This window comes from Candidatus Woesearchaeota archaeon, assembly GCA_021735165.1.
Classification (GTDB): domain Archaea; phylum Nanobdellota; class Nanobdellia; order Woesearchaeales; family 21-14-0-10-32-9; genus JAIPET01.
Map to the genome: position 1 here is coordinate 57451 of JAIPHP010000001.1, position 16549 is coordinate 73999.

17 protein-coding genes are annotated in these 16549 nt (G+C 30.0%); 8 read left to right on the forward strand and 9 right to left on the reverse strand.

Annotated features, from left to right (window positions below):
• Nucleotides 1-170: 170 nt before the first annotated feature.
• From K9L97_00365 to K9L97_00385, 5 genes are all read right to left on the reverse strand, one after another.
• A complete protein-coding gene (locus K9L97_00365) occupies nt 171-941 on the reverse strand; it encodes a fructose-bisphosphate aldolase (protein MCF7871470.1) in 771 nt (256 codons plus the stop codon).
• A gap of 5 nt (nt 942-946) precedes the next feature.
• A complete protein-coding gene (locus K9L97_00370; protein MCF7871471.1) occupies nt 947-1825 on the reverse strand; it encodes a carbohydrate kinase family protein in 879 nt (292 codons plus the stop codon).
• A 377-nt stretch (nt 1826-2202) separates the two neighbouring features.
• Nucleotides 2203-3213, reverse strand: coding sequence for a DNA double-strand break repair nuclease NurA (locus tag K9L97_00375; GenBank protein MCF7871472.1), 1011 nt, complete (start codon nt 3211-3213; stop codon nt 2203-2205).
• A 65-nt stretch (nt 3214-3278) separates the two neighbouring features.
• Entirely contained in the window at nt 3279-3749 is a 471-nt protein-coding gene (locus tag K9L97_00380) for a hypothetical protein (protein ID MCF7871473.1), read from the reverse strand.
• Nucleotides 3750-4050: 301 nt separating this feature from the next.
• Complete coding sequence (locus tag K9L97_00385; protein ID MCF7871474.1) at nt 4051-5517, reverse strand: hypothetical protein; 1467 nt, start codon at nt 5515-5517, stop codon at nt 4051-4053.
• A 103-nt stretch (nt 5518-5620) separates the two neighbouring features.
• Between K9L97_00385 and K9L97_00390 the strand changes: the two genes are divergently transcribed.
• Nucleotides 5621-6784 (forward strand): PQQ-binding-like beta-propeller repeat protein, encoded by a 1164-nt coding sequence (locus K9L97_00390; GenBank protein MCF7871475.1) that lies wholly within the window; start codon nt 5621-5623, stop codon nt 6782-6784.
• Between the two features lie 371 nt (nt 6785-7155).
• A complete protein-coding gene (locus K9L97_00395; protein MCF7871476.1) occupies nt 7156-7965 on the forward strand; it encodes a hypothetical protein in 810 nt (269 codons plus the stop codon).
• Between the two features lie 41 nt (nt 7966-8006).
• Here the strand turns inward: K9L97_00395 and K9L97_00400 are convergent, their stop codons facing one another.
• Entirely contained in the window at nt 8007-9350 is a 1344-nt protein-coding gene (locus K9L97_00400) for a hypothetical protein (protein MCF7871477.1), read from the reverse strand.
• A 153-nt stretch (nt 9351-9503) separates the two neighbouring features.
• On the opposite strand from K9L97_00400, the gene K9L97_00405 reads away from it, so the two are divergent.
• Genes K9L97_00405 through K9L97_00415 form a run of 3 tightly spaced genes read left to right on the forward strand, consistent with a single transcriptional unit; the run spans nt 9504 to nt 10504 of the window.
• Nucleotides 9504-9803, forward strand: coding sequence for a hypothetical protein (locus K9L97_00405; GenBank protein ID MCF7871478.1), 300 nt, complete (start codon nt 9504-9506; stop codon nt 9801-9803).
• Nucleotides 9804-9856: 53 nt separating this feature from the next.
• Nucleotides 9857-10177 carry a YbjQ family protein gene (locus tag K9L97_00410; GenBank protein MCF7871479.1) on the forward strand — a complete coding sequence of 107 codons (321 nt, stop codon included), beginning with the start codon at nt 9857-9859 and terminating at the stop codon, nt 10175-10177.
• Nucleotides 10178-10186: 9 nt separating this feature from the next.
• Nucleotides 10187-10504 carry a hypothetical protein gene (locus tag K9L97_00415; GenBank protein MCF7871480.1) on the forward strand — a complete coding sequence of 106 codons (318 nt, stop codon included), beginning with the start codon at nt 10187-10189 and terminating at the stop codon, nt 10502-10504.
• Nucleotides 10505-10538: 34 nt separating this feature from the next.
• Here the strand turns inward: K9L97_00415 and K9L97_00420 are convergent, their stop codons facing one another.
• The gene (locus K9L97_00420; GenBank protein ID MCF7871481.1) at nt 10539-10706 is read right to left on the reverse strand and encodes a hypothetical protein; all 168 of its coding nucleotides are present in this window, start codon (nt 10704-10706) and stop codon (nt 10539-10541) included.
• Nucleotides 10707-10815: 109 nt separating this feature from the next.
• Here K9L97_00420 and K9L97_00425 point away from each other — a divergent pair, with 109 nt between their 5' ends.
• Together K9L97_00425 and K9L97_00430 are read left to right on the forward strand one after the other, a co-directional pair.
• The gene (locus tag K9L97_00425; GenBank protein ID MCF7871482.1) at nt 10816-11523 is read left to right on the forward strand and encodes a hypothetical protein; all 708 of its coding nucleotides are present in this window, start codon (nt 10816-10818) and stop codon (nt 11521-11523) included.
• The gene (locus K9L97_00430) at nt 11498-11779 is read left to right on the forward strand and encodes a hypothetical protein (GenBank protein MCF7871483.1); all 282 of its coding nucleotides are present in this window, start codon (nt 11498-11500) and stop codon (nt 11777-11779) included. The genes K9L97_00425 and K9L97_00430 overlap by 26 nt, the downstream gene beginning before the upstream one ends.
• 276 nt (nt 11780-12055) lie before the next feature.
• Here K9L97_00430 and K9L97_00435 read toward each other — a convergent pair whose 3' ends face one another.
• On the reverse strand, nt 12056-12988 hold the full coding sequence (locus tag K9L97_00435) for a calcium/sodium antiporter (protein ID MCF7871484.1): 933 nt from the start codon (nt 12986-12988) through the stop codon (nt 12056-12058).
• Between the two features lie 92 nt (nt 12989-13080).
• Here K9L97_00435 and K9L97_00440 point away from each other — a divergent pair, with 92 nt between their 5' ends.
• Nucleotides 13081-14166, forward strand: coding sequence for a DUF1704 domain-containing protein (locus K9L97_00440; protein MCF7871485.1), 1086 nt, complete (start codon nt 13081-13083; stop codon nt 14164-14166).
• 228 nt (nt 14167-14394) lie between these two features.
• Here the strand turns inward: K9L97_00440 and K9L97_00445 are convergent, their stop codons facing one another.
• Nucleotides 14395-16503: an AAA family ATPase gene (locus K9L97_00445; protein MCF7871486.1), complete on the reverse strand. Its 2109-nt coding sequence runs from the start codon at nt 16501-16503 to the stop codon at nt 14395-14397.
• Nucleotides 16504-16549: the final 46 nt, after the last annotated feature.

Here is a 16549-nt window from a genome sequence, read left to right on the forward strand (position 1 = left end):
ATATAAACAAATAAAAACATAGGTATATAAAGATTTTGATTAAACTGTTATTAAACTCAAACAACAAATCATCCACCAAAAAAACTAAACATAAAAAAACAACTAAACATAAGCAAACAAAACTAAATACACGCCAAAAATTAACAAAATGCTTAAAATACCCAAAAAAATTAGTTAGTTTCTTTACTAACTCCAAAAACAATCTCACTTAACTTCTTAGAAATTGATTCAGGATCTGAATCTTGCCAAACATTTCTACCAATAGCAACTCCAGAAGCTCCAGAAGCAATAGCTGAAGAAATCGCACTAAAAAAGTCAGTTTCGCCAATTTTCTTACCACCCGCAACAACAACTCTAGCCCTGCCAGCGCACTTAATAATCCACTTCAACCCTTCAGGATCCCCATTATATTTAACTTTAACAACATCAGCACCTAATTCCATGGCAACACGAGCACCATAAGCAATGATATCAGTATCTAAATCATTTTTAATAGAAGGCCCTCTAGGATACATCCAACAAACAACCAACAATCCCAACCTTTTAGCTTCCTCACAAATCATTCCAAACTCTCTAAACATCTCTTGTTCTCTTGACGCGCCCAAATAAATAGTATACCCCACACCTAAGGCTCCGAGCTTTTTAGCATACTTAACACTAGTATGACTTAAAGAAACAGGATCATAATTATCAAATCTATCTTTAGCATTCAATTTAACAATTAAAGGAACCTTTCTATTTTCTCCCAAATAATATTTCTCAGCAATGCCTGCCTGAACAGCGACTGCAGTATAATCACCCTTCAACGCAATATCAAAAATTCTCTGCGGATTAACATTTTCTAAATTAAAATCAGCAGGCCCATGTTCAAATCCTTGATCATAAGCTAAAATTAAAAATTTTCCATCCTTAATAATAGATCTCTTCTTAAAAAATAACATACATCTCACCTCAATTTGTACTCAACGATTTTTCTATTATCCTTATTCAACAACTTAACAAGCTCATCATAATTCAAAAGCTTGTTCTTAGCCCCATATGATTGTATTACACTTTCTGCTTGTATAAAACCCATTTTAAATGCAGCTTTTAAATTTTTCCCTAAGACAAGACCTGATGTAAAACCAGAAGCAAAAGCATCTCCAGCTCCTGTAGTTTCTACTATTTTTAACTTATTAGAAGATTTAGACTGTAAAACCAAATCGCCATCATAACACCAAGCACCATTTTTACCATCTGTGACTACGACCAAATCCTTAACATGAGTCTTCAAAAATTTCAAAATACTTTTTATATCCTTTTTTCCAGAAAGAACCCTTGCCTCATCCTTATTAAGAATTAAACAATGACATCTAGACAAAATATTATTAAGGTAAGCCGCACCTTTCTTTACCAAATAAGAAGAAGGATTAAAAACAACTTTAATTCTAGCAGATTCTGCAAACAAAGCCAAATCGTTTAAAGCATCAAAAGACTCTCCAACCATAGAACTGAAATAAAACCATTTAGTCTTAAGATTGGCCTTAACAATATCTTTGAACCTTAAACTATCATTACAACCCTTATACGTAAGAATAGTCCTATCATCATGCAAACTATCCAATACCACACTCAAACCAGTTACTTTACCAAGAACACCTAAAAAATGAACGTTCTCTTTCTTAAGCAATCTAAAAACTTTCAAACCTTCATCATCTTTACCAATAACGCCAACATAACCAGTCCTAAGACCTAATCTAGAAAAAGAAACAGCAGTATTAGTACCTCCTCCACCAATCTGATGCTCTAAATGATTAACTAAAATTTTTTCACCAACAGGATACACCAAACAAGAATCGCTTTTTTTAATCTTTTTACCAGTATTAACATGAATAACAGACGCCTTAGTCTTAACAAAAATATCAACTGTGTTGCTTCCAACCGAAATTATATCAAACAGACACCCTCACCTCTAAATAAAAGATTAAAAACAACACTATATAAATTTTACCACAAAATAAGGCGTGTCCCAAATCTTTCTTTTTCTTATTGCAAAGTATTGTTAGCTGCTTCGCAGTCTAAGTTTCACTAAGAAACACAGATCTTTAACGTGTTCCGCGTTGTGTTTCTCTCAATTGAGCTTTAGAGCAATACAGATGTTAGTGACACGCTCCACAAAAAAAAACAAATAACACACAAAAAACAACGTCATAAACAAAAAACCTAAAATTTCATATTATCAAGAAAACTATGAACTTCCCACAAATTATCAATAAACTCTAAACTATCAGAATCCTTAAATTTTTCAAAAAACTCAATTTTCAAAAAATTTGTTTCTTCAACACTAACTCTTGCTAAATCATCAACTTCAATCAACCCATAAGGATATCCTAATAACGCAGAATCACAAGAAAAAAAACAAAGCCCGCACAATAAATCAGCTAAATGATCAGATTGAAAACTAAAATAATCTAATCTAAACAAAAGATTAGAATTTTCATTAAAAGAAACAACTCCCAAAGATACAGATTCATAAAATTTAGAAATTAGAGGAACAAAAAAAGATTTCAAAGCAAACCTTTTAGCCACAACATCCATAGCTAACAACAAAGGATACCCTGAGCCCGTCCTTAAATCAGAACCTTTAGCAACACCAATAACAAAAACGCCATTTTTGACACAATTTAAAACCACAGAATCATACAAATCAACGTGTTCACCAAAATCCAAATCGCCATCAAGAACAACACAGCAATGTTTATTATCAAAACATAAAGAACACACAAGTTCCAACTCTAGCTTCCTTCTAAAACCATTAATAATACCAACAAAGTCAACACTCTTAGAACTATCATCTAAATAAACGAATTCTTCTCTAACAACTCCTAAGGCCACATTTTCAGCAGTTAAAACTATTCGCCCATTTATTTTATCCAAAACTCCACTCACAAAATATTCATCAGAAGAAACTTCAACCTTCTTCTCGCCAACATAAGCAACATAAGCAACCCTTAAAAAAGAGACACAAAAAAGAGGATTACAAAACAAAACAGAAGAACCACCATCAATAAAAAAAAATTTTTTATCAGTAAAAACAGATTTTAAAGAAAAAAAATCATTAATGGACAAAGAATTCAAATCAACGCCTGAATTAGCACTGCCAAAACAAAAAGAAAAATCCACATTAGAATCTACAGTCAAAACCGAACTAATCCTCTTAAATATTTCATCCATAAAAAACAAGAACAACTAAACCATATAAAAATATTAACATCTAAACCTCGAAAAAAAAAGAATTATCAAAGTCCCAATTCACTATGAAAAGGCTTAGGCATATTAGAAGGCGTCTTAAGCTTCATATATTGTTTAATCGTATCATGTAACTTATAAGTTTTAATCCATAAATCAGTCTTCAAAAAATCAATCTGTTTTTTATAAATCCTCTTAATAAACCACTCATCAAAATATTTCAAAATGGGATGATTCCTCCAAGAATGCATATAGTCCAAAACAACCCAAGAAGTGCACCTAAGAATAAGATCTCCTTTATTAGTACCAATTTGCTGACCTTTATGAGTCACTTTGTGCTTACCCATATTCAAAGTTTGAAAATCAAGCTTGAGATAATACTTATAATACTTATTATTGCTAGGAATATGATGAGTTCTCCACCAAATGTGATGCTCAGAATTGCCATTACCAAGAATTTTCTCAAAATACAACGTCTCAATTTTCTCATTACCTGTATCTGGAGAAGTGAAATTATACATTTTAAACCACTCATGAATTAACTTGTATATATTCTTTAAATGAAAAATATCCTCGTGCTCAATCTCAAAAGTAGCAACGAACTGAGAATGCAACTTATCCGTAGGATCAAACTTTAAATCAGGCATAAATACCTTATTAAAAAAAACATTATATAAATTTAATGATTTTCAAGGCAAATATCAAATTCTTAGATTTTTTGACACAAATAAAACACCACAACCAATAATTTTTTAAAACAACAACAAAATAAGCGTATAAACAACCATTCAAAAAAAAACAAAGATAAACAAAAGAAGTAACTTATGCATCAACTAAATTACCTTTTCTAGCCCAAAACACTAACAAAAAATAAATCGGAATGCAAAATACCAAAACTCCAACACCAATAATCCTAAAAAAATCCAAATATCCAACTCTTGAACCCATAAAAAAAAGAACGGATGTCAAAACAAAAAAAGGAATTAAAATAATAAGACTTGAAAAAGAATAAAATAATTTCCTATCAAAAGAATTCAGATATCTAGACGCCAGTAAACTATTACCCCCACCAAGCATACTAGCTCCAAAAATACTAAATAAATTAGCTAAAACCAAAGCAGGCAAAAAACTATTCATAGATAAGGCTAACGGAAAAAAAGAAACAAGAACAGAGCCAAACACCAACAAAGGAGACAAACCAAGATACTTATTAAACCTAGAAGCAATTATCGGCCCGAAAATAGAAAACACTAAAGGAATACCAAAAACAAAAACAAGATTCATAAATTTGCCCAAAAAAATAGGCTCAAATTCCGAATAAATATAAACTCCTGCCAAACTATAAGTTGCTGACTGAAAAACCGCCAAGAACAAAGTAGCAAGACCTAACATCAAAAGATGTTTATTATATAAAAACCTCTTACCTTTTCTAAAAACAGATTCGATAAAATAAGTCTTAAATTCAAAAAAAGATAATTTCTTAGTAAAATTTCTAAACTTCATCCTAGAAAGCCAATAAGAAGACAAAATAAAAACAATAGTTGTTAACTCAAAAGCAATCAAAAAACCATGCAAACGAAAACTAAAATCAAAACCAAAAACACTCAAACTAAATAAAACCCCTGACAAAGGAACCAAATCCATCAAAACCGCACTACCTAAAAAACCAAAAAACATCAATAAAACACCAAAAAACGCAGTAGTAGGAGACACCAACACACTAAAACCCTTACTAGAACTCTCTCTAAACGTCCTGAATAAATCACCATAAATAACAACACCTACAGAACCAACTAAAAAACTAACTGCGAAAAGCCAAATAGAACCAAGAGAAACCGCCAACGCAATAAACAAAAAACTAAACCCAAAAACCAAACCACTAAAATTAATAAACCACACTCTAAAATTAGCTTTATCATAATACTCTCTAAAAAAAGTGGAAAAAAAAGTGGTGATGCAAGTCCTTAAAACATTCAAAAACCCAATCAAAAAAAAACCTGCACCCGTTAAATAAAACAAAACACTTAAAACCTGATTAGACGCCAAACCAAATCCAAACCTATCTAAAAAATACTTTTTCTTAGACAAACTATCATTAGAAACGAAATCATTATGATCTGCATACTCCCGGGCAATACTTTTCATAGCAACAACTATATCCGACTCAGCATACCCCGCTTTCAAAAGTTTCCTATTAACATCAGAAATGGACAAACCACTCCTCAAATAAGATTCAATATCTTTTAACAACTCACCCATAAATAACCCAAAAACAAAATACAAAACCACGTTTTTAAAGTTTTCGAAGTAAAAACATAAAAACAATACAAAAAGTATTAAAAACCCACAAAAAAGGAACAAAACATAAAAACCAAAAAAAGAATCCAAAAAAATGCCAAAAAAACTAATACTAACAAAAATATTTGAAATGAATATACATCAAACAATAACTACCGAACCACAAATAATAACAAAAAACAAAGAAAACTACGTACTAATACCTACTGAAAACGGAGAATTACTAAGCATAGACAAAAAAGGAAACCTAAATTGGAAATTTGATACAAAAGAAGAAACAAATGAAATAGAAAAACTTTTCGTAGATACAAAAACAGGGCATGGTATAAACAGCAAACCTTTGTTAACAACAACAAATGACAAAACTAACATAATCTTTGGAAATGAAAACGGAACAGTATATTCTCTAACAGACAACGGAGAGCTAAATTGGACATATAAAACAGAGAGTGCAATAAGAAGCTCCCCAACATACAAAGATAAAAAAATAGTAATAGGAAGCACAGACAAATACATCTACATTCTAGATGAACAAGGAAAACTCATAGCAAAATACATAACATCAGAAAAAATAGAAGCATCACCAATACTCTTAAAAGATGAAATAATAATATGCACTAGCGAAGGAAACGTAATAAACCTGTCAAAAAATGGAACCACAAATTGGACATATAAAACAAAAAACAAAATAATAAGCAACCCCATAATATTTAATCAAAACCAAATAATTGTTTGCTCAACAGACAACAATGTATACTGTTTAGATTTAAAAGGAAACCTAAATTGGAAATTTGAAACTAAAGGATCTATATATGCAGAACCAGAAATAGGAGACATAGACGAAGACAAATTAACTGAAATAATAATAGGAAGTACAGATAACAACACATACATATTAAGTGATAAAGGAATAGAAAAATGGAATTTCGCAACAAACTTTTGGGTTGTGGCACAACCAAAAATATTTGAAATAGATCAAAAAAAATACTTAGCAATACCCTCATACGACGGAAATATATATATAATAAATGGAACTGGAGAATACAATTACGAATACATACCAGGAATATCAGGAATAGTAATGCAGGAATCAAACTTTTCAGAAATACCAACAAAAGACCCTGGAAAAATACAAGGAAAAATACTCTATAAAGAAAACACAGGAGATTTAATCACAGGAATAACAATAAAAAACAAATACTTAGCAGCAACCACAAAAAAAGGGAAAGTAATACTCTACGAAATCAAAAAAACATAAACTCCTGATTGTTTTCAAGACTAAATTCTGCATACGAAAGCCAGAAAAATCCATCTTTTAAAATGGAGATAAATTGTTTCAACAAACTTTTATTGCATTAAATAGCTTTTAATAAAATCAATAACACACTTTAGTTATTTTACTTATTAAAAGTTAGGGTTTGTTCCAAATATCTGTATTACCCTAGAGCTCAATTAAGAGAAACACGAAGTGGAACACGTTAAAGATCTGTGTTTCTTAGTGAAACTTAGACTGCGAAGCAGCTAACAATACTTTGTAATACGAAAAAGAAAGACCTAAGGACACACCTTAAAAATCCAAAAAACATATAAAGTGATACGACTAAGCACTAAGAAAGAGGTGGAGAAATAATGTCCCAAGATATCAGTAAACCTTCTAATCTAAAGAGGATAAAAACATACATAAAAGGACTAGATGAAAATATTCAAGGCGGAATCCCAGAAGGACACATAACATTAATACATGGATCAGCAGGAACGATGAAATCCTCACTATGTTTTAGCGTACAATACAACGAAACACTACTTAACCAAAAAAATTCATTATATATCTCACTGGAGCAAAGCTTTGAATCTATAATACTAAATATGGAAAATATGGGGTATGACTTAAGTAAAATAAATACCATAAACATAAATGATCTAAGCAAATTCGGAGCACTGTTAAAAAAAGCAAATAAAACAGGAGGAAACCTAATACTTGTTGACTTGGCAGCAATAAGAGGTCAGGTAAAAGACGTAAAAACAAGCGAAAATAGAAGCTGGATAAACGTAGTAAAAAACATAATATTACGAACCAAGAAAGAAGTAAACATAGAACTGTTAACTTTTGACTCACTCCAAGCACTGTATACACTAAGCACTTTTGACAACCCCCGAATGGAACTCTTTAATTTTTTCGAATTCTTAAAAGAACAAAAAATAACATCATACATGATATCAGAAGAAATAACAGATGCAAGTAGAAACATGTTTGATAATGAGGCTTTCCTTTCAGACGCAATAATTGTTCTAAGACTAACGCCTTTTAGAAGAAATATAGTGCGAGAAATTAAAGTAGATAAAATGAGAGCAACAAAATGCAATAATGACGTTTTTAGTTTAGAATTTAAAAATGGAGCATTCTATGCGCTATACGGCGGACAAAACCCATTACTATAATTTTTTTATCTTTTTATAATCTTTTTTATAAGAATTAAACATTACCAACGCACATTAAAATATTGTTCTTCATAATTTCCAGTGGCTTCTTTAAAAGATTTAAAAATTATCTCTTTAGCGATGTAATCAACAATAAAATCTCTTTTTTTATTCTGTAAATTTTTCTGAACATCAGAAGTTCTTCTCAAATGATAATCTTTAGAGTAATGGCTAAACACACCATCCTCATATATCAATTGACCTACAGGCGTCTTAATCTGCAATTCCATAGGAATATTATTCTTTGTTGTAAAATCTAGCCAAATACCTTGTATTAGTTTCTTGGACAATTTCTTTAAAGAAGCTGCATTTTTCTCATTCAAGATTAAATCCGGTCGTTCTATAATTTTAAAAGCACTACCTAACATTTCTCTATCACAATAAATAATGTCTGCAACACCAATATTTTCATAATTAGAAGAACCTCTTAAAAATCTATTGTCAAGGTGGTAAGTATAAGATTCTTTTTGCAAAAAATTCGTAAAATCTTTAGTAAAAGAAACAAGATTAGGTCCATAGACTTCCGCATTTAGACCAATGCCATCATTACTCTGCTTATTTATTTTTGCTACAACACGCGCATATTTTTTACTGGCTGAAAAATTTTGTTTAGTTCTTGTAGTTAAATTCAACAATCTTTTGTTAGGATAACCTTTAGGATATTGAATATTTATGAAATTACCTGCCATAAAGATTTTATCATATTCAAAAGTATTAAAAAAATCACCTAAATATTTCTTAGGATCTTTCTTAATAATATTTTGCAATTCAAATTCAGACACGAAACGTTTAAGATTAGTGTCAGAAATAGTAGTATACACTGGAAATGCAAGCAAAGATTCAATATTTTTCACGGCCAAATTTTTTGCTTTAGCTCCTTTTAATTTTTTAGGGAGCCAACCAGAGCCATATTCAACCAATTCATCAAACCACTTTTCAATATTTAAATCGCGTATATTTTTGTGCTTGAAATTCATCAAATCAGCTCTATCAGAAATGTTAATTGCTTCGCCAGTTTTTGTTTTGATCATGTAAGAAACATCAATTTCAACTTTATCTTTCCAGGCATGTTCCCGTTCCACATCTATAATTTTATCAACAACTTTTTTTAAGTCTTTATTACCATAAAAAACATAGTCTTTAATTAGTTTAGTTACATCTTTTTTGTATTCTTCAGTCATTATTTGAGATAATCCTCTTATCACACTATATTGAAACTCTTTAGAACTAACTTCTTTGTCTCCTAAACTTCGTAATTTTTCTTCCGAATTGATTAGCAAATTTACAACACTTTCAAGTGCTTGTAATGACTTAAAAAATGAATTCGGTTTACCTTCATTAATCATTTTATAAAAAAATAAAACCCAATATATAAATCTTTCGCTACTTTACAGTAACAATAATGTTTGTGTTTGTTTAATAAAACACCACTAAAACTCCTTTTTTAGATAACTTTTTAAGCTAACAAATTCTTTCAAAAGCATTAGGAGGTTGAAAATATGGTAAAAGATGATGCAAAAGTTATAGCAATAGTATCTTACATAACCTGGATAGGATGGATTGTCGCATTAATATTAAATCTTAACAAAAAAACTTCTTTAGGAAGTTTTCACATCAGACAATCCTTGCTTTTAATGATAGCAGGCACTGTTTTGACATGGATACCTATTGTCGGTTGGATTCTTGCAGTTGTCGTATTTGTTTTTTGGATCATGGGTCTAATTTCAGCAATAAAAGGCGAAAAAAAAGAAGTCCCTGTTCTTGGAACATTTGCACAACAATGGTTTAAAGGCCTATAAAAACGGAAGATTTTTTAACTCTTTTTATATTATATTTTTTTGAGGTGATTATAGTGTTTCATTCGACAATTAATGACATACAAGGATATAAAATTAAAGAAGTTCTGGGCGTTGTTCGGGGAAATAGTGTTCGTGCTAAATGGATAGGTGCAGATTTCGTTGCTGGTTTAAAGAATCTTACAGGTGGCGAACTAACGCAATACATGGATCTTTTAACTGAAGCAAGAGAAAATGCAATCATCAGAATGGACGAAGATGCTAAAAAATTGGGCGCCAATGGAATTATAGGGATGCGCTTTATGACATCTCAAATTGCACAAGGCGCAGCAGAGATCCTTGTATATGGAACCGCGGTAATTTTAGAAAAAAAATAGGTGATTTTGTTGACAAAAGATTTAGATGATAAAGCTTCAAAGATGTATACTAATAGAAATTCTACTAAAGGCACAGAAAAAGACGTTGAAACAAGCACCATGTGGGGTTTTGGTTGTGGTTTCATAGGAATATTTTTAGTAGGAATACCCATTTTAAATATCATATTAGGTCTAGCATCAACAATATTGGGAATAATTGGTTTAACCAACATTAAAAAAATGAAAGACAAAAAAGGATTCGGATTTGCTATTTTCGCAATTATTGTTGGCATTATCGAGATAATCATAGGTTTAGTAATGACTTTAGGCCTTATTTTATTTCTTTGAAAAAGTATTCTTTTAAATTATTACTTATCTTTTTTTATGCATCTTCAACTCGCGCACTTTGAGGCACTGCCAAATTCAATAAAACACTCTGGTTATTTTTTCTATATTTTTTATTTACTTTAAGAACATATATCTCTTCCGCACTTAACTCCAAATCTTCCACCGAATAATTTTCTTCAGGTATTTGTAGGAATCTTCTCATTTTACCACCTCTTACAAAAAGATCTATTTTATGTTTTTAATACCCTGTGAATAAAGAATTCATGTTTTTTTTACATAAATTTTATAAATAGACTGCGGGTGTGAATATTATGAGGGGAGTTCAATTATTTTGCGGTCCTAAATGGTTTATAGGATTTGATGCAATCATAGATTTGTTTAGTTTTATAGTTCTCGTGTTAATTTCAATTTATGCATTTAAAGCATATAATATTCATAGGAAAAAATCTTTACTTTATATGGCATGGTCTATGATCTTGATAAGTATTGCTTTTTTATTCAAGATTTTGACATACGGCGCATTTTATCTAAAAGATAATTTATCTTGGAGCTATTATGCTTTAGCAAATATCTCTCACGGATATACTTGTAGTAATATGGGCTTCATTTTGTTGTTTATGATATATGCTTTAGTCACATTAATCGGTTTATTCCTATTACTATTTGTTTATCAAAAGGAAAAATCTAAGAGCATGATGCTATTAGTACTATATTTGATAACTCTCTCCTTATTTTTGACTACATCAGCTTATTATGTGCTTCATTTGACATCTTTAATAATAACCATTCTTATCACTTTACAATTCTACTATAAATACAAGAAAAATAAATTAAGCACAACCAAATTTTTGTGTGTCAGTTTTGTTATTTATGCGCTTAGTCATCTATTTTTTCTATTAGCATTTTATAATCCATTAATTTATTTTATTGCAGAAATTATTCAATTATTGGCCTTTGGCGGCTTATTATATACTTTTATTTCGGTGCTTAAATATGGGAAAAAAACGGGGAAGACTTGATATTATTGAAGATATGCTTTTAGCTATTCAAAAGAAAGGCGGAGAGATTAAACCAACTCACTTAATGTATAAATCTAATCTTTCCTACAAACAGATGAATCTTTATTTAGAAGAATTAATAGGCAAAGAATTTGTTGAAAGAATCCAAAAAAATGAAGATCGCGAAGTAATAGTTATTAAAGATAGAGGACATCATTTCCTTTCTAAATTGCAAGAAATGCGTCAATTCGAAAAAACTTTTGGCTTAGATGATTAAATATTTTAAAACCATAAAATTATTATTGCGTGCTAGCGTAAGAGATTTAATACAAATAAATACTTTGCATTTATTGTACACAAAAGCTTTGCTTTCTTTACATTTAGATTGAGGATTGACTCACATTTTCTTTATTTATAGCTAATATTTTTTCATAAATTCAATCTTTTTTATAATGAAAATCCCTGCTCCGAGTCTGCTAAGAAACTAGACCCCTTCCGCTAGCGCGCAATAAAAGAATCATTGTAAGTATCTTCCAATTCTACCCCCGAAGAATCACATTATTCCAGCCATATACCCTATAAAAAACATGTAGAATATTAACAGCAGCCAACCTTCCCATTTAGTTGTTTTTTTGTCTAGCGTTATAAAGAAATACATTAACGTGGCTATTAACATAACTGGAAGACCTAGAGAAATCATTATGTTGGGAACAACAATTTTTCCAAACAAACCTGCTAAACCCATTATTGCAAATGAATTGAAGATATTCGAACCTAAAACATTTCCTATTGCCATTTCGGTTCTTCCTTTTCTTGCAGCACTTATACTCACTGCTAATTCAGGGAGCGATGTTCCTAACGCAACTATAGTTACTGCAAGTATTTCCTTACCTATTTTAAAAATTTCAGACATCGCAACAACAGAATCTACTGTGAATTTTGCCCCAAAATATATTCCTATAGCGCTTAGTAAAAGTATTATAGGCACAGATAATGGCAATTTTTTCTTTTGAAGTTTATGTTGTTTAACGTTTTTGTTTTGTTCTTCTTGTTTTACTGTGTAAATCATATAGATTATTGTAAGCACTATGAAAAGTATTGCTTCAATTAATGAAAATTGTCCGTCCATCAAAGCCAATATTAGCAAGAATGCCGATCCTAATAAAAAAGGCATATCTATACCAATCAAATCATATTCCACCTTTATTTTTTTCGCAATTATTGCAACTACTGCTAAAACAAGAAAAATATTCGTTATATTGCTTCCAATTACATTACCAACCACAATTTCACTATTATTTGTTACTACTGCAATTATGCTACTTACTAACTCTGGTAATGAGGTTCCAATGGCTACAATAGTTACACCTATTAGGAATTTTGGCATTCCAAAATGCAAACCTATTTTTTCTGAAGCATCAGTAAAAAAATCTGAACTTTTCATCAACAGGAAAATTGCGCCTATAAATAGAATTATAGGACCCATTGTTTCTAACATAAATACCTTTTTTGCGCTTTCATTTATATTGTTTTTTGTTATTGGTAACTATTATATATTAGTTAATTATTTTTTTTGCAGTGAAACCGTCAGATATTTTCGGAGAAGTTGATTTGAAATTATTTGAAATATCTAAAAAGACAAGACCTATTTTCTACTCAACACCAGTCAACGAAGAAACTCAAAAAGAGATTTTTTTTACCAATAACTTGAAAAATCCTGAATTTGAGTTTCTACCTTTTGATTCTGACGAAAAACCTGAGAAACTTATCGACACCTTAAAATCTTTAAAAGTTCCTGATGGCATTTTAAAAGAAGTTTATCAGAAAAAAATTAATGAATTGATTTTGTTAAACGAATTAAATCTTTGTAGAGGCAATTTAAGGAAGAGAAAAAAATTATCTAAACAGATTTTTGGTGTTCCTAGCAGTAGGTGCTTTGATTTTGCTAAAAATATTTTAGTTGGAGTTAGTGGTTTATCTTATTTTAATGATATTGATGTTGAGTATTTTATTAAAGAACTTCGCGGTTGTCTTATTAGGAATAATTTAAATGATTGGAAAATTGAACTGGTTGATAAAAAAAACATGGTTATTCATCAAGAAACTAAACAAATATTTGTAGGAAAGAACACAATTTACGCTCAGTCAGATATCGATCGACTATTAGTTCATGATGTTGGTTGGCATGTTATGAGGGCCGCTAATGGTTTTAGACAAAGGTTGAAATTGTTTGTGTCAGGGTTTCCAGAATATCATTCTACTGAAGAGGGTGGTGCTTTGCTAGTTGAGCAACTAACTGGAAAACTTGAAATTAATACTTTGAGAATTTATGCTGCGCGCGTATTAGCTGTTGATGCTTTTTATCGCGGCAAGTCTTTCAAATACATTTTTGATATGTTTCTAAAGTATGGTTTTAGTCGTGATCAATCTTGGAACCTGGCAGTCAGAGTTTTTCGTGGAGGAGGACTGGGCAAAGACCACTTATATATAGAAGGTTTTTTAAAAATGAAAGAATTTATAAAAACAGAAGAAGATATTAAATTGTTCTATGTTGGCAAAATAGGTTTCACAAATATTGAGTTAGTTAAGAATTTGATTAAAGATAAATTTGTTGCTCCGGCTCTTTTTGTTCCCGATTTTATCAAAGATATTAAATGGAAATAGTTAATTTCTTGCCTGTTACTTAATTTTACCCCCTTTGATACTTGATATTGTAAGTGGCTTTTAATGCTTTGTTTGTTTAATTTAACTTCTTTAGTTTGATGTTAGTTTGATGTATTGATTTTTTCAGATACGATTTAAGTCTTTAATTGTTATTAAATCTTCAATTTAGAAAAATCAGAATTTATATTTTTTATAAAACCGGATTTGCAATAAACAAAGCATATAAGATTAAACTATTTCTGATGTGTGATCATGCTTTCTTATCTGTATTATGTTTTCTACAAAGCTTTCCATTTTTGGTTCATGACTTACAATTATTGTTTGTCTGCTTCCTAACTGTTCAAGGACATCTCGGACTTTATCTAGTTGATCTGTGCTAAACCCGTCTGTTGGTTCATCTAAAATTATTATATCTTTTGTTTTTATATTGCTTATATAATCGTTTATTGTTTTGTTTAATGCTAATCTATACGCTAATGCTACTGCTGTTTTTTCCCCACCACTTAAATTTTCTATTTCGGTATCATAACCGTTTTGATTTATACTTGGCGCAAAAGTATCATTTAATTGCGCTTGTATTGTTTCATCTTCTATTAAAGTTTTAAACCAATCTCTAAATCTTTGATTGAATTCTTGGTGTATTGTCGCTAATGTGTGTTTTTCTATATTGACGACTAAATTGATAAAATGGTTTTTTATCCAGTTATGTATTTTATTTTGTTTTTGTATATTTTTGCTAAGTTCCTGTTTTTTGTTCAGTTCTGTTTGTTTTTGATTCTTTTGTTCTCGTTTACCATATATTTTTTGTTTTATTTCCGCTTTAACTATTTCTTGTTGTCTTATTTTTTGTTGCAGTTCCTTCAAATTCTGTTTGTTTTTTAACATCATTTGTTCATCTATTTTTATTGTTTGAAGTTGCTTAACGTATTCATTCAAGATTTTTTTTAGTTCAACGATACTTATTTTTTGATCTTCCTCTTTCTTTTGGATCTGTTTTTGTTTTTCTTTTAGAAAAATTATTTTTTCTTGCCTTTTTTCCCAGTTTTCTAGTTTTATTTTTTGTATTTGTTCCTCTTGCCTTTTTTCTCTTAAATCCTGTAATTTTTTATTTATTTTTTCCAGATTTGTCTGGGCTATCAAAATTATCTTTTCGTAGTTATGTTTTTGTTTTTCTGATTCAGTTATCTTTGCTTGCTGTTCTGATTCAACATGAATTTTATGTTCTTCCGTTACTTTTTGGTTGCAAGTAGGACAATTTTGTAAGGAACCTATTTTTAGTATTAGTTGCTTTGCATTTTCCGCGTTGTTTTCTAAGATTGCGATTTTATTTTTTGCTAGCAATAATTTTTTTTCGTTTTCTTCTTTTAACTTTTCGTAGTACTCTGGAGTATGTTCTAAAGCTTTGATTTCTCTTTCTGATTGTTGTTGATTATCTTCTGCAATTTTCGGTTTTGGTTCTGATTTTATTTCTTCTAATTCTTTGTTTATTTCTTTATTTTGTTCTTCTAAGTTCTCTATGATTTTTTCGTTATTAATTAGTTCTGATTTTTTCATCTGTATTTTATTTTTTATTGTATCGCATAATTTTTCTTGTTGTTCTATTTTTTCTATTTCTTTTCTTAAATCCTCTTCTTGCATTTCTAATTCTTTAATCACTGTTTTTTCAAATTGTTCTTGGAGCTGTTTTATCTGGTCTTCTAAATCTTTTATTTCTTTTTTTAATTCTTCCTGACCCTGGACTAAAAGCTCCATCAATTTTATTTCATTCCTTAATTCTTTTGCGTACAAATTAGCATTTTCAGTTATTCTTTTGTATTTATCTATGTCAAATAGTTTCCTTATTTTTTCCAATCTTTCATCTGAATTTTCAAAAAGAATTAGTTTCATTTCTTCTTGCGGAGTATATACTGTATACCTAAATATCAAAGATTTTGATTTTGTGAGAAGATCTTCCGGATAACCTATCAAATCTAGAATTTTTGATTTTAATTCCACAGCAGTCAGATCAGTCTTTTCAGCATCCATAATTATGTATCCAGAATCCTGTTGTATTCCCACACTTGTTTTTTTCAACGTTCTTTGAATTTCTATATTTTTATTATCTATTTCAAAACTTAAATTTATTATACCTTCCCGTTCACCATGTCTTAAAAGAGTAGATCCTGAAATCGTACCTCTTATAAATCCAAATAATGCAAATTCTATTGCTAATAAAATAGTTGTTTTGCCAGAACCTATATCTCCAGACAATAAAGTTGAACCTTCATCAAAAGTTATTTCTAACTCTTTGTAAGATCTTATATTTTTTAGAGAAATTTTTTTGAGGAGCATCTTCATTTAGGAAAAATTCGATAGTTTATATTATTTCTTGTGCATGATGCAC